General features: G+C 65.6%; 18 protein-coding genes. 8 read left to right on the forward strand and 10 right to left on the reverse strand.

The window, feature by feature from the left end:
* Positions 1–22: 22 nt before the first annotated feature.
* From ftsL to dinB, 5 genes are all read right to left on the reverse strand, one after another.
* Positions 23–757 (reverse strand): cell division protein FtsL, encoded by a 735-nt coding sequence (gene ftsL / locus AC6CHP_RS17680; RefSeq protein ID WP_188732246.1) that lies wholly within the window; start codon positions 755–757, stop codon positions 23–25.
* On the reverse strand, positions 754–1746 hold the full coding sequence (gene rsmH, locus AC6CHP_RS17685; protein ID WP_498231332.1) for a 16S rRNA (cytosine(1402)-N(4))-methyltransferase RsmH: 993 nt from the start codon (positions 1744–1746) through the stop codon (positions 754–756). Before rsmH ends, ftsL begins: the two co-directional genes overlap by 4 nt.
* 163 nt (positions 1747–1909) lie before the next feature.
* A complete protein-coding gene (mraZ, locus tag AC6CHP_RS17690) occupies positions 1910–2338 on the reverse strand; it encodes a division/cell wall cluster transcriptional repressor MraZ (protein WP_104188709.1) in 429 nt (142 codons plus the stop codon).
* Between the two features lie 394 nt (positions 2339–2732).
* The gene (locus AC6CHP_RS17695) at positions 2733–3107 is read right to left on the reverse strand and encodes an SCO2097 family morphological protein (RefSeq protein ID WP_104188817.1); all 375 of its coding nucleotides are present in this window, start codon (positions 3105–3107) and stop codon (positions 2733–2735) included.
* Positions 3108–3381: 274 nt separating this feature from the next.
* Positions 3382–4593, reverse strand: a complete 1212-nt coding sequence (gene dinB, locus AC6CHP_RS17700; protein ID WP_498231335.1) for a DNA polymerase IV — start codon at positions 4591–4593, stop codon at positions 3382–3384.
* A gap of 90 nt (positions 4594–4683) precedes the next feature.
* Between dinB and AC6CHP_RS17705 the strand changes: the two genes are divergently transcribed.
* The gene (locus AC6CHP_RS17705) at positions 4684–5211 is read left to right on the forward strand and encodes a hypothetical protein (protein WP_498231337.1); all 528 of its coding nucleotides are present in this window, start codon (positions 4684–4686) and stop codon (positions 5209–5211) included.
* Complete coding sequence (locus tag AC6CHP_RS17710; RefSeq protein WP_498231339.1) at positions 5208–6302, forward strand: polyprenyl synthetase family protein; 1095 nt, start codon at positions 5208–5210, stop codon at positions 6300–6302. The genes AC6CHP_RS17705 and AC6CHP_RS17710 overlap by 4 nt, the downstream gene beginning before the upstream one ends.
* A 91-nt stretch (positions 6303–6393) precedes the next feature.
* Here AC6CHP_RS17710 and AC6CHP_RS17715 read toward each other — a convergent pair whose 3' ends face one another.
* Positions 6394–6747 (reverse strand): Rv2175c family DNA-binding protein, encoded by a 354-nt coding sequence (locus AC6CHP_RS17715; RefSeq protein WP_188813264.1) that lies wholly within the window; start codon positions 6745–6747, stop codon positions 6394–6396.
* 239 nt (positions 6748–6986) lie between these two features.
* Here AC6CHP_RS17715 and AC6CHP_RS17720 point away from each other — a divergent pair, with 239 nt between their 5' ends.
* Both AC6CHP_RS17720 and AC6CHP_RS17725 read left to right on the forward strand, forming a co-directional pair.
* The gene (locus tag AC6CHP_RS17720) at positions 6987–8372 is read left to right on the forward strand and encodes a LysM peptidoglycan-binding domain-containing protein (protein ID WP_498231342.1); all 1386 of its coding nucleotides are present in this window, start codon (positions 6987–6989) and stop codon (positions 8370–8372) included.
* 101 nt (positions 8373–8473) lie between these two features.
* Positions 8474–10648 carry a protein kinase domain-containing protein gene (locus tag AC6CHP_RS17725; protein WP_498231344.1) on the forward strand — a complete coding sequence of 725 codons (2175 nt, stop codon included), beginning with the start codon at positions 8474–8476 and terminating at the stop codon, positions 10646–10648.
* Positions 10649–10694: 46 nt separating this feature from the next.
* Here AC6CHP_RS17725 and AC6CHP_RS17730 read toward each other — a convergent pair whose 3' ends face one another.
* Both AC6CHP_RS17730 and AC6CHP_RS17735 read right to left on the reverse strand, forming a co-directional pair.
* Positions 10695–12089 carry a class II 3-deoxy-7-phosphoheptulonate synthase gene (locus AC6CHP_RS17730; protein WP_104188725.1) on the reverse strand — a complete coding sequence of 465 codons (1395 nt, stop codon included), beginning with the start codon at positions 12087–12089 and terminating at the stop codon, positions 10695–10697.
* A 73-nt stretch (positions 12090–12162) separates the two neighbouring features.
* On the reverse strand, positions 12163–12990 hold the full coding sequence (locus tag AC6CHP_RS17735; protein ID WP_498231346.1) for a lysophospholipid acyltransferase family protein: 828 nt from the start codon (positions 12988–12990) through the stop codon (positions 12163–12165).
* 111 nt (positions 12991–13101) lie between these two features.
* On the opposite strand from AC6CHP_RS17735, the gene AC6CHP_RS17740 reads away from it, so the two are divergent.
* The 3 genes from AC6CHP_RS17740 to AC6CHP_RS17750 are packed head-to-tail and all read left to right on the forward strand — an operon-like array spanning position 13102 to position 15282.
* Positions 13102–13890 (forward strand): alpha/beta hydrolase, encoded by a 789-nt coding sequence (locus AC6CHP_RS17740; protein ID WP_188732256.1) that lies wholly within the window; start codon positions 13102–13104, stop codon positions 13888–13890.
* Positions 13887–14708 (forward strand): alpha/beta hydrolase, encoded by an 822-nt coding sequence (locus AC6CHP_RS17745; RefSeq protein WP_427117378.1) that lies wholly within the window; start codon positions 13887–13889, stop codon positions 14706–14708. The genes AC6CHP_RS17740 and AC6CHP_RS17745 overlap by 4 nt, the downstream gene beginning before the upstream one ends.
* Positions 14695–15282, forward strand: coding sequence for a hypothetical protein (locus tag AC6CHP_RS17750; protein ID WP_427117380.1), 588 nt, complete (start codon positions 14695–14697; stop codon positions 15280–15282). The genes AC6CHP_RS17745 and AC6CHP_RS17750 overlap by 14 nt, the downstream gene beginning before the upstream one ends.
* Positions 15283–15344: 62 nt before the next feature.
* On the opposite strand, the gene AC6CHP_RS17755 is transcribed toward AC6CHP_RS17750, so the two are convergent.
* Positions 15345–16439 carry an ROK family glucokinase gene (locus AC6CHP_RS17755; RefSeq protein ID WP_104188737.1) on the reverse strand — a complete coding sequence of 365 codons (1095 nt, stop codon included), beginning with the start codon at positions 16437–16439 and terminating at the stop codon, positions 15345–15347.
* A gap of 190 nt (positions 16440–16629) precedes the next feature.
* On the opposite strand from AC6CHP_RS17755, the gene AC6CHP_RS17760 reads away from it, so the two are divergent.
* Complete coding sequence (locus AC6CHP_RS17760; protein ID WP_427117383.1) at positions 16630–18438, forward strand: AMP-dependent synthetase/ligase; 1809 nt, start codon at positions 16630–16632, stop codon at positions 18436–18438.
* A 196-nt stretch (positions 18439–18634) separates the two neighbouring features.
* Here the strand turns inward: AC6CHP_RS17760 and AC6CHP_RS17765 are convergent, their stop codons facing one another.
* Positions 18635–22033, reverse strand: a complete 3399-nt coding sequence (locus AC6CHP_RS17765) for a pyruvate carboxylase (protein WP_377195250.1) — start codon at positions 22031–22033, stop codon at positions 18635–18637.
* Positions 22034–22161: the final 128 nt, after the last annotated feature.

Consider the following 22161-nt stretch of genomic DNA (forward strand, 5'->3'; position numbering starts at 1 on the left):
GCTGCCTGCCAGACCTGCCGTATTACTGTCCGGGCACCTTCTGTTCCGGCGCAGGGACGGAGCCCCCGTGGAGTTCAACGGCAGCCGCGGCCGGTGCTGCTGCAGCCGCGGCAGCAGCAGCTGGATCACCGGCTGCGGGGGCCGCAGGACCTGGCGTTGCCGCGCCGGACGCCGCAGCATCCGTTGTTTCACCACCCTGCGATGCGGGAGCAGCCGATTCTGCCGGCTTGCGGCTTGCCAGCGGTTCACCTTTGCTTGCCGGCGGCACCACGATCAGCTGCCCGGCCACGGCGGGCGCGGGAATGACCGCCCCTTCAGCACCGCCCTTGACCGCGGGCGTCGCCTTACCAGTGACAGAAAGGGTTGACAGATCGATCTGGCCTTTTACCGTGGAGGCAACCATCCCCAGTTCCGTGGCTTTCGCGGCCAGGTTCTGGGGTGCTTCGAAGTTCTGTACCTGCTGGGTGAGGTCCTGGTTCTGCTTGGTCAGGGTACTCTGCTTGGCCCGAAGCTCCACCAGCTGGTACTGGGAGGTGGATACCGAGATGTTCAGTACCAGCACGGCAATCAGCGCCAGGGCAAGCATGGCGAAGCACAGCACCACGAAGGGTGCCCGGCGCTTGCGGGGTACGGTGCGCACCACAGACAGCGGAGTGCGGGCCTTCCGTCCGTCACCGGAGGTACGGACGGGAAGATTCCTGCCGGCCGCCGAACTGCCTGAAGCGACGGGAAAGTCCTTGACGGCAGCGGTGCTCATGCAGCTCTCCTGGCTCTGATTCGTTCCGCCGCGCGCAGTCTTGCGGAGGCAGCACGCGGGTTTTCGGCGATTTCGACGGCGGTGGGCACCTCGGTGCCTTTGGTGAGGGTTTTCAGTTCGGCCTTATGTTCTTCCAGCTCCACCGGGAATCCGAGCGGAGCCGAGGATTTGGAACGTGCCTGCAGGACGCCCTTGACGATTTTGTCCTCCAGCGAGTGGTAGGACATGACAACGATCCGCCCACCCATGGCCAGGGAGTCGACGGCGGCCGGAACAGCACGCTGCAGGACGTCGAGTTCTTCGTTGACCTCGATCCGGAGAGCCTGGAAGGTCCGCTTGGCTGGGTGTCCGCCGGATTTCGCTGCGGACGCCGGCACCACCGAGCGGATCTGTTCCACAAGTTCTCCGGTTGTTGCGAAGGGCTTGGTGGCCCGGGCTGCAACAATCCTGTTGGCGATCCTGCCCGCGAACTTTTCCTCGCCCCACTTGCGGATGATCCTGACGAGTTCCTCTTCGGAGTAGTTGTTCACGACGTCCGCCGCCGTCTGGCCGCGGCTGGTGTCCATCCGCATGTCCAGCGGGGCGTCGAAGGAGTAGGCGAAGCCGCGTTCGCGTTCATCAAGCTGGAGGGAGGAGACACCGAGGTCCATCAGGATCCCGTGGACCCCGGAAACGCCAAGGTCAGCCAGGACGTCCTGGATCTCGTCATAGACGGCATGCACCAGGTCCGTGCGGGCGGCGAACGGGGCCAGCCGCTCGCCGGCAAGGGCCAGGGCTTCTTCATCGCGGTCGATGCCAATGAGGTGCAAGTCGGGAAAACGCTGCAGCATGGCCTCGGAGTGGCCGCCCATGCCCAGGGTCGCGTCAACAGCTACCGGGGTTTCCCCGCGCAGCCTTGCGGCCTCGAAACCAGGTGCCAACAAATTGATGCACCGGTCCCGAAGGACCGGCACATGGCGTTCGGACGTGGGCTTCGGGTGTTCGTTCATGCCTCGTCCTTTCTCGCCGTAGGTGTTGCCTGTGGTGCTTCTGGGACCAGATCCCCATCCGCGCCTATCGTCCGCCAGCCTGGCTCCGGGGAAGTGAGCCAGGATGGCCAGCCGATGGGCGGCTGGAGATCTCATCCAAGAAACAGCCTGTTGTCCCCCCCGGTCAGAGAATGCCCGGAATGGGGTCATCAGTCTCGGAGAAGGCCGTCTCCTTCTCCGCGAGGTATTCAGTCCAGGCCTGGGCATCCCAGATCTCGGCGCGGGAACCGGCGCCGATGACGGCGAGCTCCCTGCCGAGGCCTGCATACTCCCGGAGCGCCGGTGGAATAGTTATGCGCCCCTGCTTGTCAGGTACCTCGTCCGAGGCTCCAGAGAGAAAGACGCGGATGTAGTCCCGCGCCTGTTTCGAGGAGATTGGCGCATCCCGCATTTGCTCGTGGACCCGCGCAAATTCCTTCTCGCTGAAGACGTAGATGCAACGTTCCTGGCCCCTTGTGAGCACCAGCCCGCTGGCAAGTTCCTCACGGAACTTGGCGGGGAGGATAATCCGCCCCTTTTCATCCAGACGCGGCGAGTGAGTGCCAAGAAACACTGGCCCACCGCCTGTCCGATGTCAGGAACTGCACATCCCCTATGTTGCAACTACCCTCTTATGTCCTCCACATTACTCCACTTTCCCCCACAGTCAACGCAAACAGGGCGCCTCAGCCTCCACTTTGTGGGAAATGGAGGCTGAATTGGCGCGGATTTCACCGCGGTGGTGGAAAGTGGAGGAGTTTTGCCGCCGGGCGGTTCCCCGGGTCCGGACAGAGTCACTTCCAAAGGACTAAACGCGTGGCCACGTCCGGCCAGGCTCCGGCAAGGGAGGGACGTTTCGACAGAGGCGTGCTTAAACGTGAAAAGACCCGCCAAAGGCGGGTCTTTTCGCGCTTACCCCACGAGGGGGGAGGGAAGTGGAGGTGCCGTCATGGGCAGCGCCCGGAGGTTTAGGGTTCGCCCCTGCGCCTTTCGTCCCAGCGCTCCTCGAGGCTGCTCATGAAGGAGTTCTTCTGCTTGCCGGGCTTTCGGCTGCCGGCCTTGGATCCTGGCTTCGCGGCCGCACTGCTGCGCATGGTGGCGAAGTAGACGCCGCCGCCCATCACTATGAAGCCCAGTACTCCAACAAAGATATTTTGGAGAGTGACGCCCACGAGCAACAGGAAGACGCCAGCCAGGGCGCAGAGGACGCCAATCACCACGTGCCTCGTGGACCATGAACGCCCTGGGTCTGACCCCATGGAATTTGCGAACTTCGGGTCGTCCTCGTGAAGCTGCTTCTCCAGCTGCTCAAGCAGCTTCTGTTCGTGCTCCGACAGCGGCATCACGACCTCCTTTTGTAGGCCAACGTCCGGGCTGATCCCAGCCACTACTTCTGCACCGTTAACGGGTGTTGTGCCTAAGAGGTTCCCGCCCTGCCCACAATGGCAAAAAGTCGGTAACCAGGCACGCCGTCGCAGGAGCGGGAGCATGTCCAAGAGGGTCCGGCAGTAAGTCCAGTCACTCAAAAACTATGTATATCTAAGGATAGTTTGTTGAGGGCTGTTCTGAAAGACGGCAATGACTTATCCGGGACCCCCGGCTGCCGCAACCGGCCCATTAGTCAGGGCCGGTTCCCGGCTCCATCAAGCGGGCCGGGAGGACAGATTTGCTGCCGAATTTGCGAGCCACTTCGTCGAGGGCCTGTTCGGCCGCACGCCAGTTGTCGTCCCGCCGGTCGATGCTCAGCTGCAGCGAGGTGCGGGCGGCTTCCTCCAACTGTTCGGCACGCACGCCCACGAGCCGCACCGTCATGGTCCTGTCCCCCACCGATTCCAGTAGCTGGAGCGCCACGGAATAGATCAGCTGGGCACTGTCCACCGGCGTTTGGACCGTCCGGCTGCGGGTGATGGTGGAGAAATCGGCGAACCGCAGCTTCAGGGCAATTGTCCGGGCCACCATCCCGGAACTCCGCAGGCGCGAAGCCGTCCGGTGAGACAGCCGCAGGATTTCACGGTGGAGCAGGGCGTCGTCGCCCGTGTCGACCGCAAAGGTCTCTTCGGCACCGATGCTCTTCTCCAGCCGGACCGGAGTCACCGCCCGGTGGTCAATACCCCACGACAGCTGATAAACGTGCTCACCAGCAGCACCCAGCATCCTCTTAAGGGTGGACACCGGCGTTGCTGCCACGTCCGCAACCGTCCTGATGCCCATCCTTGCCAGGACATCCGAGGTCTTGGCGCCTACGCCCCACAGGGCACCAACCGGCAGGCTGTGGAGGTAGGGCACCGTTTCGTCGGGACCAATCAGGAGTAGTCCGTCAGGCTTGCAGCGGGTTGACGCGATCTTCGCCACGAACTTTGATTCCGCTATCCCCACGGATGCAGTGATGCCCAGCTCCGAAGCTACCTTGCGCCGGATCATCTCTCCGATGCCGCGCGGTGCCCCCAGCCGGCGTATGGCGCCTGTGACGTCGAGGAACGCCTCATCGACGCTGAGCGGTTCAACGAGTTCGGTGACTGACCCAAAAATCGCCATCAGCTGGGCGGACACCTCGTAGTAGAGCTTGTGTCGCGGTTCGATGATGACCGCCTGCGGGCACATCCGGGACGCCACGGCCATCGGCATGGCCGATTTCACACCGAACGCACGGGCTTCGTAGGAGGCAGAGAGGACCACGGAACGGTCCCCGGGGAAGCCAACAATGACTGGCTTGCCGCGGAGTTCAGGGCGCGTCCGCAGCTCGACCGAGACGTAAAAGGCATCCATGTCCACGTGCATGATGCACGTGCGCCGACGTCCCGGAAGCACCGCTCCGGGTGGCTGGTTCATACCTTCGGGCCCCACGGCTGCAATCCTAGCCGTTTTGTACTGACTAAACTGAAGGCTGAATCCGGCATCAACACCAGGAGGAAAGTCCCTGTGACGGTCTTTGGAAACCTCAAGCCAGCAGGCGCTGCAGTTCTAGCTGCCGGCGCAGCGATGGCACTTGCAGCCTGCAGTCCAACTCCGTCAGCAAGCCCGGATCCTTCCGCCTCCGCATCGGCGCCGGCAACTGCCGCGTCCACCGTCACGGCTTCCCCCAGCCCTTCCGCCTCGCCCAATACCTCCGCCACCGTCGGCGCGCTGGTGGACGGCTTCCCGCAGCAACTCCTTCCCCTCATGCCCGGGGCCACAGTGGTATCGAGCAGTTTCGATAAAGCGTCGGCCCCCGCCACCGCCGCACTGGTGGGTACCGTGGCGGCCCCCACCGCGGCAGTCCTCGATTTCTACGTTAAGGCGCTTGAAGGCCAGGGTTTCAAGGCCGTGCCCGGCGAAGCCGTGGGGGCGGTGGCATCCAGGGACTTTCTCCGGGGGGACAGCGAGACCGTCAATATCTCGGTAGTTGAAGCAGCTGGAATTTCCACCTTTACCATCGGCGCCAACGTGCCAGCTGAGTCAGCCAAGTGACGGCGGCCGAGCAGCTCAGGCATGAACAGGCCGACTTCGTGGCGGCGGTGGCCGGCGAACTCACCGGGTTCCTGGCCTCGCGGCAATCAGTCATGTCCGCCATTTCGCCGGACATTGATCCGATCATGGGGTCAATCTCCAACCTGGTGACCGGCGGCAAGCGCCTGCGCGCGTTGATGTGCTACTGGGGCTGGCGGGGTGCCGGTGGAGAACCTGCGGCCCAGCAGGTAGTAACGGCAGGCGCAGCCCTTGAGTTGTTCCAGGCCGCTGCGCTGATCCACGACGACATCATCGACCGGTCTGACACCAGGCGGGGCGGACCAAGCGTCCACCGCCGGTTCAGCGAGCTGCACGGCTCACAGGGCTGGGCGCTGGACAGCGAACGCTTCGGGCAGGCAGCCGCCATTCTGGCGGGAGACCTCTGCCTCTCCTTCAGCGAGGAGGCCTTCACGGATATTGGCGAGCGGGCAGCAGCCGGCAGCAGGGCAAGGCTGATCTTCAACCTCATGCGGGCCGAAGTCATGGCAGGCCAGTACCTGGACATCCTGGAAGAGGTTGCCGGGCCGGCCAGGGACCGCGCCGGCGCCGTCTCGCGGGCCCAGTCCATCATCCGCTTCAAATCTGCCAAGTACTCCACCGAACATCCGCTGGCGCTAGGAGGCGCACTCGCGGGAGCCTCGGATGACCTGCTCCGCGGCTACTCGGCATTTGCGCTGCCCCTGGGGGAAGCGTTCCAGCTCCGGGATGACGTGCTCGGTGTCTTCGGCGATCCGCTGACAACCGGCAAGCCGGCGGGCGACGACCTGAGGGAAGGGAAACGCACTGTGCTGGTTGCCCTGGCCATGGGCCAGGCAACGGCTGAAGAGGCGGCCTTCATCGACTCCAGGCTCGGGAGCCCGGACCTCTCGGAGGACGACGTCGACGAGATCCGGCGGATTATTGAGGAGTCCGGGGCACTGGCGGCCACCGAGGTCCTCATCAATGAATTTGGCGCCGCCGCCTTCGAGGCCCTGGAGGCACTCCCCCTCGTGGAGTTGCCCAAGACTGCCCTTCGGCGGCTGGCTGAAGCGACCGTCAGCCGCGCCTCCTAGCGGTTTAAGGCAAGCCAGGCGACGTGCGATTTACGGCAAGCCAGGCGACGTGCGGTTTACGGCAAGCCAGGCGACGTGCCGGGCCGGGAAACTACCAGGCGAGGGTCTGGGCCCTGCGCCGTATTTCTGTTTTCCGGCCCTCACGCAGGGCGTCGATGGGCCGTCCGCGCAGTGACTCGTCCGGGGTAAAGAGCCAGACGATCAGGTCCTCGTCCGAGTACCCTGCGTCAGACAGGACAACGATGGTTCCCTTAAGGCTGTCCACCACCTGGCCGTCCTGAATAAATTCTGCCGGCACCGACCTGATTCTCCGTTCACCGACCCTCAGCGCCGCCAGGGCACGTTCATCCAGCAGGCTGTGCACCTTGGTGATGGAAACATCCAATAAACGGGCGACGTCGGGCAGGGGCAACCATTCGCCCACAAGGTTTTCTACATTGCTCACGGATCAAGGTTGCCACGGCGTGCGCCTTGCCGCCTAGTTGATGCATTCGGCGGAACGCGTTGACCCGCAGACACTCCCAAAATTCTTCCTTGCAGCTGATACCGGAATTCTTGTGCTAATCCACAATCCGTGAGAGATTCTCATTGACCACATTTGTAACAGTATTAACAGCAGTAACAGTAGTATCGGAATCAGCGGCATCCCCGCCCGCGCCCGCAGTTGAGAAGAGGATTCTTTCCATGACGATGTCCCGCTCGCACAAGCAGCCCCCCAAGCCGAGCCTGCCTATGCTCGCCGCGACGACGGCAGCGCTGCCAGCGGTCGTATTGTCATCCTTGGCGCTGGCCCAGCCAGCCGCTGCCGAGCAGCCTGTCCGCGCCATTCCGGGGACGCTTGCAGCGGCCATGAAAGCCCAGGCCGCGACGGCCACCGCAACGGTTATTCCCGCAGCGTCGGTGTCGACGGCGATCCCCTCGGCCTTTAAGCCGGCCCAGCCTTCCGCCCCGGCAGAGTACACGATTGCCCGTGGGGACACCATCAGTGCCATTGCGGGAAAATTCGGACTTAACACTGCTGAGGTCCTGAAGCTGAACAACCTTCAGGCGAACACGATCATCTATCCCGGCCAGAAGATCAAGCTTTCCGGCTCGGCCGCCGCACCTGCAGCGCCCTCCGCCGCGCCCGCCCCGGCCGCACCTGCAGCCGCACCCGCAGGCGGCGCCACATATACGGTGAAGCCCGGTGACACGCTGGGTGCCATCGCTGCCCGGCACAACGTGGGCCTGGCGGATGTGTTCTCGTGGAACAACCTCAACATGCGCTCCGTTATCTACCCGGGGCAGAAGATCAAGGTCGGGGCCGGTGGTGCGGCTCCCGCGCCCGCCGCCGCTCCTGTCCCGGGCGGGCTGGCCTCGACATCGGCTCCCGCCGCGCCTGCGGCCCCTGCCTCCGGCTCGTACACCGTCAAAGCCGGCGACACGCTCTCTGCGATCGCGTCCCGGCTCGGCGTCAAGCTTTCCGAGCTGCTGTCCGCCAACCGCCTGGGCATGACCAGTGTCATCTACCCGGGCAACAAGCTGGCCATCCCCGGCGCCAACGGACAGCCTGCCGCTCCGCAGCCGGCAGCCTCGGTCACGCCCCTGGTCCCGAGCTCATTCCTGGGCTTCAGCTACCCTGCCGCAGTGGTCAGCTCCGCCAACGAGAACAAAGCGTTGCTGAACGCCTCCCCGGTGCCCTCCCGAGCTGAAATGCGGAACATCGTGGCAGATACCGCGCGCAGGATGGGCGTGGAACCCTCCTTGGCCCTCGCCTTCGCGCACCAGGAATCCGGGTTTGACCAGCGGGCAGTTTCCCCTGCCAACGCCATAGGTACCATGCAGGTCATCCCCACCTCCGGCCAGTGGGCTTCGGACCTGGTGGGACGCAAGCTGAACCTGCTGGACCCCTATGACAACGCCACGGCCGGGGTAGCAATCATCCGCCAGCTCCTGGCCACCAGCAAGGACAGGGACACGGCCATCGCCGGCTACTACCAGGGCCAGTATTCTGTCAGCAAGTACGGCATGTACGACGACACCAAAGCCTATGTGGCGGCCATCAAGGCACACCAGAAAAACTTCGGCTGAGCTGCTGCTGCCGCCCGCGCACCGCGGGGACGGGAAAGTTTGAACGGGTCCGGACCGGTAAAGGTTCGGGCCCGTTCCGTTGCGGGGATTAGGATCGTAGGGTGCAGGAACACGTGTCAGACCCTCTTGTAGGAACGCTGGTGGACAACCGGTACGCCGTGCGGTCCAAGCTCGCGCGTGGCGGCATGTCCACGGTTTACCTTGCCACGGACCAGCGGCTGGAGCGGGACGTGGCGCTGAAGGTGCTGCACCCCCACCTCTCCGCTGATGACAACTTCCTGGACAGGCTCGGCCGCGAGGCGAAGGCGGCTGCCAGGTTGTCCCATCCCCATGTGGTGGGGGTCCTCGACCAAGGGAACGACGGCCGCACGGCCTACCTGGTCATGGAATACATCAAAGGCCACACGCTGCGTGACCTTATTAACCAAAAGGGCGCACTCCCGCCCCGCCTGGCACTGGCACTGATCGACCCGGTTGTTGAGGGGCTCGGTGCAGCGCATACCGCCGGTTTCATCCACCGTGACGTCAAGCCAGAAAATGTGCTGATCTCGGACGACGGACGGATCAAGATCGGGGATTTCGGCCTGGCCCGTGCTGTCACCACCGCCACCAGCACCGGCACCCTGATTGGAACGGTGGCATACCTTTCCCCTGAACTTGTCCTGGGCAGGCCGGCTGACGCGCGCAGCGACATCTACTCCCTCGGCATCATGCTGTACGAGATGCTTACCGGACAGCAGCCGTTCGACGGCGAAGTCCCTATCCAGGTGGCGTACCAGCACGTCAACGGGACGGTCGGACCGCCGTCGGCCCTGGTCCCGGGCCTGGCCGCCGAAGTGGACGAACTCGTGCAGTGGTGCACTGCCAACGACCCCGAGAACCGGCCAGTGGACGGGAACGCCCTGCTCCAGGAACTGCGGCACATCCGGACCAACCTCACAGATGCTGAACTGGACCTGCGTCCGCCGGCGGCTGCCGCCGGCGGCACCGTGACCGCGCCCCAACAGGTTGCCCCGGTCCGGATTCCTTCCCCGCCCCCGGGGCCTCCGCCATCCCGTGAGCCTGTCGGGTCCAACAACACCGGGCATGTCCAGCATCCCACCGAGGTCATCGGCCGCACCAACAATCCCACCACGGTGATGCCTTACGGACAGACGCCTGGGCCCGCCTACCAGCCCTCGCCGGGCCAGTCCCGGGCCGCCATGCAGCCTTCAGGTCCTGCTGCCGGTGCTGCCAGGCGCACCCTGTCACCACCTGACGACGACCAGGCGTGGGCGCCGCCTCCTCCGGTGCTGGGCAAACGCGCCCAGCGCAAGGCCGACAGGGAGGACGAGAAGGCACGGGCGCGTGCCGCCGCCACCCCCGCACGGACGCTCCGGGAAGGGAATCCCCGGCGCCGCGGCGCCCTGTGGGTGATAATCCTCGTGGTGGCTGCCCTCCTGGCGACAGGCGCCGGCTGGTTTTTCGGGATGGGCCCCGGCGCAGCCGCGTCCATCCCTTCCGTCGCCAACAAGACCGTAGCGCAGGCGCAGCAGCTGCTCAACGACGCCGGCTTCCGGTCCACCACCAGGGACGTGTTCGACGACGACGTGCCTTCCGGTCTGGTGGTGGGCAGCGAGCCCGCCGAGGGCGCGGAAATCCGCAAGTTCCAGCCCGTGGCCCTCTATGTTTCCAAGGGGCCCCAGCTTTTTCCGCTGCCCGTTCTGGCCGGCGGCACCCTTGAGGAAGCCAAGAACGGCCTCAACGCGGCGGACATGGCACTGGGGCCCGCGACGGAGCAGTTCGACGAGCAGGCACCCGCGGGCACGGTCCTGTCGCAGGACCCCGCTGCAGGGACGGATGTCCGCCGCGGTACGCCTGTCAGCCTGGTGGTTTCCAAGGGGCCCGAGCCTATCCCGGTGCCGGTGGTGGTGGGCCAGGACCAGGACGACGCCGTTGATGCCATCACGGCAGCCGGTCTCCGGGCAGATGTGGCCGGCGAGGAAGTCTTCAGCCGGGACATTCCCAAGGGCGCTGTGGTCAGCCAGGCGCCGGCGGAGGGAACGCTTACCCGCGGCGGAACCGTGACCCTGACCATCTCCAAGGGCCCCCGGATGGTGGAAGTCCCTAGCTACATCGGCAAGCAGGCCAAAGAAGCCGAACAGGCACTGCGCCAGCTCGGCTTCGACGTGAAGGTGAACAATATCCTCGGCGGCTTCTTCGGAACCGTCAGGGATCAGGACCCGGTCAACAAAGAGGTTCCGGAGGGATCAGTCATCACCCTGACGGTGGTGTAGCCGGACCTGCCGGCCACACCACTATCGGGTCATGAGTGTGCGGCGCCTAGTGCTTTGCCAGGGCGCCGGCTACCAGGAAGGCCATCTCGAGGGACTGCATGTGGTTCAGGCGCGGGTCGCAGACCGACTCGTAACGGTCCAGGAATGCGTCCTGGTCCACGGGATCGGCGCCGCCGAGGCACTCTGCGACGTCGTCGCCGGTCATTTCCACATGCAGGCCGCCAGGAACGGTCCCCAGCGCGTGGTGCACCTCGAAGAAGCCGCGCACTTCGTCAATGACGTCGTCGAAATTGCGGGTCTTGTAGCCGTTGGGGGACGTAACGGTGTTCCCGTGCATGGGGTCCGTGACCCACAGCACCTGAGCGCCGGACGCGGTGACTTTTTCGACGACGGCAGGCAGCTTCTCGCGGATATTGCCGGCCCCCATGCGGGTGATAAACGTCAGCCGGCCGGGCTCGCGCTCCGGATCCAGCTTGTCGATCAGGCGAAGGGCGTCATCGCCTGTGGTGGACGGGCCCAGCTTCACGCCGATGGGGTTCCGCACCCGTGAGAGGAAGTCAACGTGCGCGTGGTCCAGTTCGCGGGTCCGCTCGCCGATCCAGAGGAAGTGGGCGGAGGTGTCGTACGGGAATCCGGTGCGTGAATCGATCCGGGTCAGCGCCCGCTCATAGTCCAGCAGCAACGCTTCGTGGCTGGCAAAGAATTCGACGCGCTTCAGTGCTTCGAAGTCGGCGCCGCAGGAGGCCATGAACTTGATGGCGCGGTCGATGTCGCGGGCCAGGGACTCGTAGCGTGCGTGTGCCGGGTTCTCGGTGAAGCCCTTGTTCCACTGGTGCACCGAACGCAGGTCCGCAAACCCTCCCTGCGTGAAGGCACGGATCAGGTTCAGCGTGGAAGCGGACGTGTGGTAGGCGCGGAGCATCCGGGAGGCATCATGGCCCCGGGACTCTGGAGTGAACTCGTAACCGTTCACAATGTCGCCCCGGTAGGCGGGCAGGGTGATGCCGCCGCGGGTTTCGTCATTGGATGAACGGGGCTTGGCAAACTGCCCGGCCATGCGGCCCATCTTGATGACGGGCATGGCGGCACCGTACGTCAGCACCACGGCCATCTGGAGGATGGTCTTGACCCGGGCGCTGATCTTGTCTGCCGTGGCAGCCTCAAAGGTCTCGGCGCAGTCACCGCCCTGCAGCAGGAAGGCCTTGCCCTGGGCAGCAGCGGCCAGCCGCTCGCGGAGGACATCCACTTCGCCCGCGAAAACCAGCGGGGGAAGGACGGAGAGTTCCTTCACCGAGGCGTCGAACACGTCACGGTCCTGCCAGCTGGGCTGCTGGGAAATGGGGAGGTCCCGCCAGTTATCAAGTCCGGGATAGTCGGCTGCTCCGCTCTGGGCGGTGCTGGACAGCGAAAAGGCGGGTTTTGCAGATAGCTCAGTCACCATCTAAGACTAGCGGTCGCGCAGGTCCCCGGGACACCGCACTGTCACGCTTCGGGCCTGCCGCGTCACAACCCGCTCAGCCCGCGGCAGCACCGCCGTCGTCCGCTTTTCGCGTGTCATCCGAAGGACCGCCCTTGCCGGCGCCGGGAGAGGCCTGACTTACACTGCCGGATTCAGGTGCGGGCGTTGCCAGGGGCTCGGCGGCAGCTGCCGGCTCAACCGCCTTGCCTGCCAGCCGCAGCTTTACCACCGCGGCGTACTCGTCCACGTATTCCTGCCCGGAGAGACGCATCAGTTCGAACATGATCTGATCGGTGACTTTCCGCTGGATGTCGCGGTCCTCGGCCTGGTCCCGGTAGTGGCTGAAGTCCAGCGGTTCCCCGAAGATCATGCCGATCCTGCGGATGTTGGGCAGCCGCTTTCCAATGGGCTGGACCTTGTCTGTACCGATCATGGCGACAGGAATCACCGGGACCCCGGCCTGCAGCGCAAGCCTGGCCACGCCAACCTTGCCCCTGTAAAGCCTGGAATCCGGGCTCCGCGTGCCCTCAGGGTAGATGCCCAGCAGTCCGCCATGCGTGAGGACCTCCATGCCGGCAGTCAGTGACGCCGCGGAGGCAGCTCCCCCGGACCGGTCCATGGGCAGCTGGTTGGTCAGGCGGAAAAACAGGGCAGTCAGCCTGCCCTTGATTCCAGTGCCGGTGAAGTACTCCGATTTGGCCAGGAAAACCACCGGACGGCGGACCATCAGCGGCATAAAGATTGAATCGGAAAAGGAGAGGTGGTTGGACGCAATGATCGCCGGGCCTTCAGCCGGAATATTGTCCAGTCCCTTCACCCAGGGGCGGAAAAGGAGCTTCAACACAGGACCGAGGAAGATCCGCTTCATGACCCAATAGAACACGTGAGAAACCTCTCCGGAAGGCGGCCTGCAGGCCCCGCGTCGGGCCTGGCCAGCAGTTCAATGCAACCCTACTCTAGTGAGATTTGTCCGGAACAGTGACACGATGGAGGCATGAGCGAAAGCAGCATCCCGTCCCCTCCTGCCGCTTTCAGCTATCCCGGACACGGGCCCAATGCGCGGATCGGCATCGCCATCTGCCATGGCTTCACGGGAAGCCCCCTCAGTGTCCTGCCGTGGGCCGAGCACCTCGCTTCACAGGGTTACGCCGTGACCGTACCCCTGTTACCGGGCCATGGGACGGACTGGCGCCACCTGGCCAGGACACGGTGGACCGACTGGTACCGCAGCTTCGAGGCCGCCTACCTGGAGCTCGCGCGGAACACCGAAACGTGCTTTGTGGCCGGGCTCTCCATGGGCGGGGCCATTGCGCTGCTGACGGCCTCCCGTCACACCGTTGCCGGAGTGTCCGTGGTCAACCCGGGCCTGAGCTTCTACGACCGGCGGGTCCGGGTGATCGGAGTGCTGAAGTACTTCCAGCGGACAACCCTCCCAATAGAGGAGGAACAGGCGACGGCGGCAGTCACCAATGACGGGGACTACTCACGTACTCCCCTGGCAGCGGTGCACGAGCTGAAGAAGCTCTTTGGTGCAGCGGCCCGCGGCCTGCCCAAAGTCACGGCGCCGGTCCAGGTCTTCAAGTCCCGCACCGATGCCGTGGTACCGCCGACGTCCCTGGCGCTGCTCCGGAAAGGACTCGGCAGCCACCTCACTGAGGTGGTGGACCTCCACAGCAGCGGACATGTGGCTACGCTGGACGTGGACGCACCGGAGATCTTTGCGAAATCCAGTGCTTTCTTCCACGCCCTCGCCCGCCAGAACACCGCATTGGAGACTCCATGACCTCCGGCCTGGACCACAGCCCCTTCAGCAGCGGCTGCACCGGCGACGGGCCCCGCATCGGTGTGGTCCTCTCCCACGGATTTACCGGCAGCCCGCACGGGCTGCGTTCCTGGGCCCAGGCCTTGGCCGGCGCCGGCTTCGCCGTGCGCATGCCCCTGCTGCCCGGTCACGGCACCAGCTGGCAGGAACTCGCCCGTACGCGGTGGCAGCAGTGGCACGGCGCGCTGGACGACGCGTACCTGGAGCTGGACGCCAGCTGCGATTATGTCTTTTCGGCAGGATTGAGCATGGGTGGAGCGCTTGCCCTGCGGATCGCTGCCACCCGCCCTGTGGCCGGGGTGGTCCTTGTCAACCCGGGGCTGGTCATTGACGATCCGCGAGCGCCCCTCGCCGGTATCCTGAAGCTGGTCATGAAAAGTACGCCGGCCATCGGAAACGACATCCTTAAAAAGGGCATGGACGAGGGCGCCTATTCGCGAACCCCGGTAGCTGCCGCCCATGAGCTCAACAAGCTGTTCAAGGACACCATCAGGATCCTGCCCAGGGTCACCGCTCCGGTGAGGGTCTACCGGTCCACCGTTGACCACGTGGTATCCGACTCCAGCATCCATGCCCTCCGCCGCGGACTGACCCACGCTCCCCTGGATCTGGTCAGTCTTGAAAACAGCTACCACGTGGCCACCCTGGACAACGACGCCGAGCAGATTTTCCAGGGCTCCGTGGACTTCATCCGGGCAGTGGTTTCCGGCGGAAACCCGGAACGGCCAGCCGCAAATGCAATATCGAACCTGGAGGCCACGCCCCATGAACAGGCCTGACCCCGGACCGCAGGACCAGGGCGCTAACCCCGACGACGCCGTCTGGCTGGACCTCGTGGCCCGCCTTGAATCCGGCGCCCCGCATGCAGGCCCGGGCAGCACCACCGGAACCGGAACCGACAACGATCCCGCTACGGACGCGGGGCCGCGCCTGGATGCTGCAGCACCGGGCGGAAGGCCGCCGGCATTCCGCGACTTCGACCCGCTGGGCCTTGCGGGCGCAGTCCCCGCGGAGTTGTCCGCGGCGGAACGGCAGGCCTCAGCGGAAACAGCGGGCCCCGGCCTCGAGGCGGGCTTCCCTTCCGGCCCCCGCGACTACGATGTGGACCCGGATGACGGTGAATTCGTCCCGGAGGAACCGCCCAGCCTGGCCGGGACAGATCCGTTGACCATGCTTGCGTGGCTCGCCGCCGTGGGCGGGCCGGTGGCGCTCCTGCTGTCCGTCATGTTCTGGCGCTCCGCCCCGCTCCTGGCCATCGTGGCTATTGTGGCCGCGTTCGTCCTGGGAACCGTCTACCTGATCATGAAGCTTCCGCAGGAAAAAGACGAGAACGACGACGGCGCACGGGTTTAGCGCGGCCGGCTTCCCCGGCTGCGCTCCCCCTGGTCAACGCCGGAGGAGCGCGCCGCGTGCCGTCAGCGGCGCGCCCGGCTGCTGACGCGGGACAGGTCCGCGGCTCCGATGAGTCCGGCATTCGGCCCGAGGGCAGCCAGCTGGATGCCGGCGGCCGGCCGGAAACCCCGCCCCGTCAGGTTGCGGGCGAAGGCCTTCCGGGCAGGCTCCACCAGAAGGTCGCCTGCTGAACACAGGCCGCCGCCGATGACGAAAAGTCCTGGATCCAGCGCCGCCGCCAGATTGGCCAGCCCCAGCCCCAGCCACTCCCCCACTTCCTCAAGCAGCTCGCGGCACGCCGGGTCACCGGCAAGTGCCAGCTCCGTGACGATAGCACCCGTGATTGCTTCGGTCCGCCCGCCGACGGCCGCAAGCAGGTCCTGCGCCACCGGAGAGTTTGCGCGCGCCAGGATACGGGCTTCGCGCCCCAACGCGTTCCCGGAGGCATACTGTTCCCAGCAGCCGCGGTTTCCGCATTCGCACCGGTGCCCGCCCGGCATGATGATCTGGTGGCCGAACTCGCCTGCCACGCCGAACCGTCCGCGCTCCACCCTGCCGTCCATCACCATGGCGCCGCCAATGCCGGTGCCCAGGGTGATGCAGACCAGCCGGTCTTCCCCCTGCCCCGCGCCAAAGCGCCATTCCGCCCACGCCGCGGCATCGGCGTCATTGGTCAGGAGTACGGGCCTGCGGAGGAGCTGCTGCAGGTTTGCCCGGAGCGGTTCATTGCGCCAGGCCAGGTGGGGGCTGAAAAGCACCGTGCCGCCGTCGAGATCCATCCACCCGGCGGCACCGATGCCCACGGACCAGATGCGATGCCCCCTGCCCAGTTCCTCCACCAGCTCCACGATGACCTGCTCCACGGCCCGGGGGTCGCTGCCGGGGGTCGCGCGCCGCGCTTCGCGGAGGATGCGTCCGTCTGCATCCACGACGCCGGCGGCCACCTTGGTCCCGCCGATGTCGATTCCAATGGCGAGGCCCTTGCGGCCGAGGCGAAGATGCTCACGGAAGCCCCCGCCGTCGTGCCGTGTCCCGGCCCGGCGCGAGGTGGGCCGCGCCCTCCAGGGGGCAGTTCTGCTCAAGGGCCCGGGCTGCTTGCCGGGGGGCGGTGCGTACATAGTTCCCCATTCTAGGTGGGCTTATTCCACGGCCGTGCGCGGACGGGCTGAGCTGCTGCCGGCATGTCCGCAGGGCAGCATTGACGGCAAAGTTACCGGCCAGTAACTTTAGATACTGCATGGTCACGCATGGGCGTACTAGTCTTTAGGCATACCCCTGCGCGGGACCTCGGATATCAAAGGAGCTATAGTGCGCGAATTCAGTGTTCCGCCTCTTGTTGTTGTCCCACCGGAGACCAACATCACCGACCTAGTGCTGCGGCAGGCAGCAAAGGCCAGCAACCCGGCACTCTTTTCGCGGCTCGATGCCTCCGGAGCCTGGCAGGACATTTCCGCCACTGATTTCCTGGCGGACGTCCGGGCGCTTGCAAAAGGACTGATGGCCAGCGGCGTGGGAGCGGGCGACCGCGTGGGCATCATGTCCCGCACCCGGTACGAATGGTCCCTGGTGGACTTTGCCATCTGGTTCGCCGGAGCCGTCTCCGTCCCCATCTACGAAACGTCCTCGCCTTCCCAGGTTGCGTGGAACCTCGGTGACTCCGGCGCTGTGGCCGCCTTCGGCGAGGCAGCCCACCATGAGGACACCATCCGCCAGGCCGTGACGGCGGAAGCACTCACCGCGCTCCAGCATGTCTGGCAGCTCGAAGGGAACGGTCTCGATGCCCTCCGCGAAGCCGGCCGTGGCGTCAGCGACGACGACCTTGAAGCCCGCAGGAAGACCGCCGGACTGCGCGACACCGCCACCATCATCTACACGTCCGGCACCACAGGCAGGCCCAAGGGCTGCGAACTCACGCATGGCAACTTCGTCGAGCTGTCGGACAACGCGCTGGCCATTATTGGCGAAATCGTCCATGAAAACGCCAAGACCATCATGTTCCTCCCCCTGGCACACGTCTTCGCCCGCTTCATCTCCGTCCTTGCGATGGCTGCCGGCACCACGGTGGCCCATACCCCGGACATCAAGAACCTCCTGGCAGACCTCCAGAGCTACGAGCCCACGTTCATCCTCGCGGTGCCGCGCGTCTTCGAGAAGGTCTACAACTCTGCCCTGACCAAGGCGGAGGACGGCGGAAAGGGTGCGATCTTCCACAAGGCGGCCGACACTGCCATCGCGTATTCCAAGGCGCGGCAGGACGGCCGCATCGGCCTGGGCCTGAAGCTCCGCCACGCCTTGTTCGACAAGCTGGTCTACGGGAAGCTGCGGGCGGCCATGGGCGGGCACGTGGCCCACGCAGTCTCCGGCGGCGGCCCCCTGGGCGAACGCCTGGGCCACTTCTTCCAGGGCATCGGGCTGCAGGTGCTCGAGGGATACGGCCTGACCGAAACCACCGCCCCCATTTCCGTGAACACGCCGTCACGGATCAAGATCGGCTCCGTCGGGAAGCCCCTGCCCGGTAACTCGGTCAAGATCGCCGAGGACGGGGAAATCCTTGCCAAGGGTGTTTGCGTTATGCGGGGCTACTACCAGCGCCCGGACCTCACCGACGAAACGTTCGAGGATGGGTGGCTGCGCACCGGAGACATAGGCCGCCTGGATGAGGACGGCTTCGTCTGGATCACGGGGCGCAAGAAGGAAATCATTGTCACCGCCGGCGGGAAGAACGTCATTCCCGCCCTGCTGGAAGACCAGATCCGAGCGGATGCGCTCGTCTCGCAGGTGCTGGTGGTGGGTGACAACCGGCCGTTCATCGGTGCGCTGGTCACCTTGGATCAGGAAGCCCTCCCCGGCTGGCTCCAGCGCCACAACCTCCCCGCGGACACCTCCCTTGCGGACGCCGCGAACAATCCGGTGGTCAAGGCGGCCGTCCAGGACCTGATCACGGCGGCCAACACCTCCGTCTCGCAGGCCGAAGCGATCAAGTCGTTCCGCATTGTGCCCGCCGACTTCACCGAGGCGTCCGGCCACCTGACGCCTTCAATGAAGGTCAAGCGGGCCCAGGTCATGAAGGACTTCGAAACGGTCATCGAGGAAATGTACTCGGCACCACGCTCGTAGCAGGCATCTCATGAGGCAGGCCTGGTCCGGCAGCGTGCGTAAAAGGGGCCCCGTGCCCCCGCTCGCCGCGAAGCGGCCTTAGCGGGGCACGGGGAATAGCACGCAGAGGATCAGGCCTGCCTCAACCACTGCCGCAAACAAACGAGAGGGTCCTCCTGACGGGGGACCCTCTCGTCGTATCACTCGCTGCCGTGCCCTACTGCTCGACCACCAGCAGGAGGTCCCCGCCTTCCACCTGTTCGACGGCGGAGACGGCGAGACGGGAAACCTTGCCGGCCACCGGCGTCGTGATTGACGCCTCCATCTTCATTGCCTCGATGGTGGCCACGGTGTCGCCTGCCTTGACCTCATCGCCCTGCTTGACCGTCAGGGTGACGGCACCGGCGAAGGGCGCCGCAACGTGGCCGGGCTGGCCCGGGTCCGCCTTCTCGGCGGCCTTCACGTTGCTCACCACGGACCGGTCCCGCACCACGACGGGCCGGGACTGGCCGTTGAGGGTGCACATGACGGTGCGCATGCCCTTCTCGTCCGGCTCCGACACCGCTTCCAGGGAAGCAATCAGGCGTACGCCCTTCTCCAGCTGGATTTCGTGCTCCGCGCCGCGCTGCAGGCCGTAGAGGTAGTCTCGGGTGTCCAAAACGGAGAGGTTGCCGTAGGTCTCCACGCTCTTGAGGTAGTCCTTGGTGGGACCGTCGAAGAGCAGCCGGTTAAGCGTGTGCTGCCGGGTCTTCGAGTCGGACTTCAGGGCAGCACTGTCCTCGGCGCTGAGTTCCACGTCCCGGACCTTCACGCTGCGGCCCTGCAGGGCCTTGGTGCGGAACGGCTCCGGCCATCCGCCCGGAGGATCGCCGAGCTCGCCGGACAGGAACCCGATGACCGAATCGGGAATGTCATAGTTCTGCGGGTTCTCGTTGAAGTCGGCCGGATCCGCGTTCAGGCCCACCAGGTGCAGGGCAAGGTCACCGACTACCTTCGACGACGGCGTGACCTTGACCAGGCGGCCAAGGATACGGTCGGCGGCGGTGTACATGTCCTCAATGGCCTCGAACCGTTCGCCCAGGCCCAGAGCCATGGCCTGCTGGCGGAGGTTGGACAGCTGTCCACCCGGAATCTCGTGCTGGTACACGCGGCCGGTGGGGCCCGGCAGGCCGGATTCGAAGGGCGCGTAGACCCGGCGGACCGCTTCCCAGTACGGCTCAAGGGAGCTCACCGCGGCCAGGCTCAGGCCGGTGTCGCGGGGTGTGTGGGCCAGTGCCGCAACCAGTGCCGAGGCCGACGGCTGGCTGGTGGTTCCGGCCAGCGATGCCGAGGCAACGTCCACGGCGTCCACACCGGCGTCCACGGCAGCAAGGAGGGTGGCCAGCTGGCCGCCCGCGGTGTCGTGGGTGTGCAGGTGCACCGGCAGGTCGAACCGTTCACGGAGGGCCGCAACGAGCTTCGCGGCCGCGGCCGGACGGAGCAGGCCAGCCATGTCCTTGATCGCCAAGATGTGGGCTCCGGCGTCCACGATCTTCTGTGCCAGCTCCAGGTAGTAATCCAGCGTGTAGAGCTTTTCTTCCGGGTCCAGCATGTCCGCCGTGTAGCACAGGGCCACCTCGGCGACAGCGGTGCCGGTTGCCCGGACTGCACGGATGGCAGGAGCCATCTGGCTTACATCGTTCAGGGCGTCGAAGATCCGGAAGATGTCGATGCCGGTTGCCGCGGCCTCGTTGACGAAGGCCTCGGTGACCTCCTCCGGGTAAGGCGTGTAGCCCACGGTGTTGCGGCCGCGGAGGAGCATCTGCAGGCACACGTTCGGGAGCGCCTGGCGAAGGGCGGCGAGCCGGTCCCAGGGATCTTCGCCCAGGAACCTGAGGGCCACATCGTAGGTGGCGCCGCCCCAGGCCTCAACGGACAGCAGCTCCGGCAGCAGTGCCGTGACCGCGGGGCCGGCCGCCACCAGGTCGCGGGTGCGCACCCGGGTGGCCAGCAGCGACTGGTGTGCGTCCCGGAAGGTGGTGTCCGTGACAGCCACCGGGTTTTGTTCGCGCAGGGCCTTGGCAAAACCCTCGGGTCCCAGTTCAAGCAGCTTCTGGCGGGAGCCGGGTGCAGCCTGCTTGTCCTTGACCGACGGCAGTTTGCTGGCCGGGTTGGAGTGGACGGTCAGCTCACCGTTGGGCTTGTTGACGGTGACTTCGGCCAGCCAGGTGAGGAGCTTGGTGCCGCGGTCGGCGGAAACGCGGGCCTTGAGCAGCTGCGGGCGCTCGTCAATGAAGGAGGTGGCGACGTCGCCTGCAATGAAATCGGCGTCGTCAAGCACTGCCTGCAGGAAAGAGATGTTCGTCGAGACGCCGCGGATGCGGAACTCCGCCAGCGCACGGCGGGCACGGGCGACGGCGGACGGGTAGTCCCTGCCCCGACAGGTCAACTTCACCAGCATGGAATCGAAGTGCGGGCTGATCTCGGCACCCGAGTAAACCGTGCCGCCGTCGAGCCGCACTCCTGCACCGCCGGCGGAGCGGTAACCGGTGATCTTTCCGACGTCGGGACGGAAGCCGTTCGCAGGGTCCTCCGTGGTGATGCGGCTCTGCAGCGCCGCGCCCTTGAGGTGCACCGTCTCCTGCGAGAGGCCCAGGTCCGCCAGCGTCTCGCCGGAGGCGATGCGCATCTGCGCCTGGACCAGGTCGACGTCGGTCACTTCCTCCGTGACCGTGTGCTCCACCTGGATGCGGGGGTTCATTTCGATGAAGACGTGCTGGCCGGCGCGCTCACCGACGGTGTCCACCAGGAACTCCACGGTGCCGGCGTTGACGTAGTTCAGTGCCTTGGCGAACTTGACGGCGTCCCGGTAGAGCGCCTGGCGGATGCCTTCGTCCAGGTTGGGGGCCGGCGCGATTTCGATGACCTTCTGGTGGCGGCGCTGGATGGAGCAATCGCGCTCGAAGAGGTGCATGACGTTGCCCTCGGCGTCGGCCAGGATCTGTACCTCGATGTGGCGCGGGCGGAGGACGGCTTGCTCCAGGAACATGGTGGGATCGCCGAATGCCGCATCGGCTTCGCGCATTGCGGACTGCAGGGCCTCGGGGAGGGCTTCCCGGGTATCCACCCGGCGCATGCCGCGGCCACCGCCGCCGGCGACGGCCTTGGCGAAGATGGGGAATCCGATGTCGTCGGCAGCCGCAATGAGTTCGTCCAGGTCCTTGGACGGCGCGCTGGACTTCAGGACCGGCACGCCGGCGTCGCGGGCAGCCTTCAGCGCTGCCACCTTGTTGCCCGCCAGTTCCAGGACTTCAGCGGGCGGCCCAACGAACGTGATGCCCGCAGCCTTGGCTGCCCGGGCGAGGTCCGGGTTCTCGGAAAGGAAACCGTAGCCCGGGTAGATTGCGTCCGCTCCGGATTCCTTGGCTACCCGCACTACTTCGTCAACGTCCAGGTATGCCCGGACGGGGTGGCCCTCTTCGCCAATCAGGTAGGCCTCGTCCGCTTTTTGGCGGTGGATCGAGTTCCTGTCCTCATGGGGGAATACGGCAACGGTCTTGGCGCCCAGCTCGTAGCCGGCGCGGAAGGCCCTGATCGCGATTTCGCCGCGGTTGGCCACCAGAACTTTGGAAAACATACTTCTCCTGCATCATTGCGGGTGGATCGGTGAGTGGTCACAGTGTCTAGGACCTACAAGGACAAACACAAATCTTTGTGGCCACCATCACAGATTTCCCCGTCATGTCCCGAACCCTTTTGCCGCCG

The sequence above is a fragment of the Pseudarthrobacter sp. GQ63 genome, from assembly GCF_059758765.1.

Excerpts from the sequence above, each read along its gene's own strand:
- AC6CHP_RS17745 (WP_427117378.1), top strand. The coding sequence starts at position 13,887 with ATGACCTCCGGCCTGGACCACAGCCCCTTCAGCAGCGGCTGCACCGGC.
- AC6CHP_RS17750 (WP_427117380.1), top strand. The coding sequence starts at position 14,695 with ATGAACAGGCCTGACCCCGGACCGCAGGACCAGGGCGCTAACCCCGAC.
- dinB (WP_498231335.1), bottom strand. The coding sequence starts at position 4,593 with ATGAACCAGCCACCCGGAGCGGTGCTTCCGGGACGTCGGCGCACGTGC.
- AC6CHP_RS17765 (WP_377195250.1), bottom strand. The coding sequence starts at position 22,033 with ATGTTTTCCAAAGTTCTGGTGGCCAACCGCGGCGAAATCGCGATCAGG.
- ftsL (WP_188732246.1), bottom strand. The coding sequence starts at position 757 with ATGAGCACCGCTGCCGTCAAGGACTTTCCCGTCGCTTCAGGCAGTTCG.
- rsmH (WP_498231332.1), bottom strand. The coding sequence starts at position 1,746 with ATGAACGAACACCCGAAGCCCACGTCCGAACGCCATGTGCCGGTCCTT.
- AC6CHP_RS17730 (WP_104188725.1), bottom strand. The coding sequence starts at position 12,089 with ATGGTGACTGAGCTATCTGCAAAACCCGCCTTTTCGCTGTCCAGCACC.
- AC6CHP_RS17720 (WP_498231342.1), top strand. The coding sequence starts at position 6,987 with ATGACGATGTCCCGCTCGCACAAGCAGCCCCCCAAGCCGAGCCTGCCT.
- AC6CHP_RS17755 (WP_104188737.1), bottom strand. The coding sequence starts at position 16,439 with ATGTACGCACCGCCCCCCGGCAAGCAGCCCGGGCCCTTGAGCAGAACT.
- AC6CHP_RS17695 (WP_104188817.1), bottom strand. The coding sequence starts at position 3,107 with ATGCCGCTGTCGGAGCACGAACAGAAGCTGCTTGAGCAGCTGGAGAAG.
- AC6CHP_RS17740 (WP_188732256.1), top strand. The coding sequence starts at position 13,102 with ATGAGCGAAAGCAGCATCCCGTCCCCTCCTGCCGCTTTCAGCTATCCC.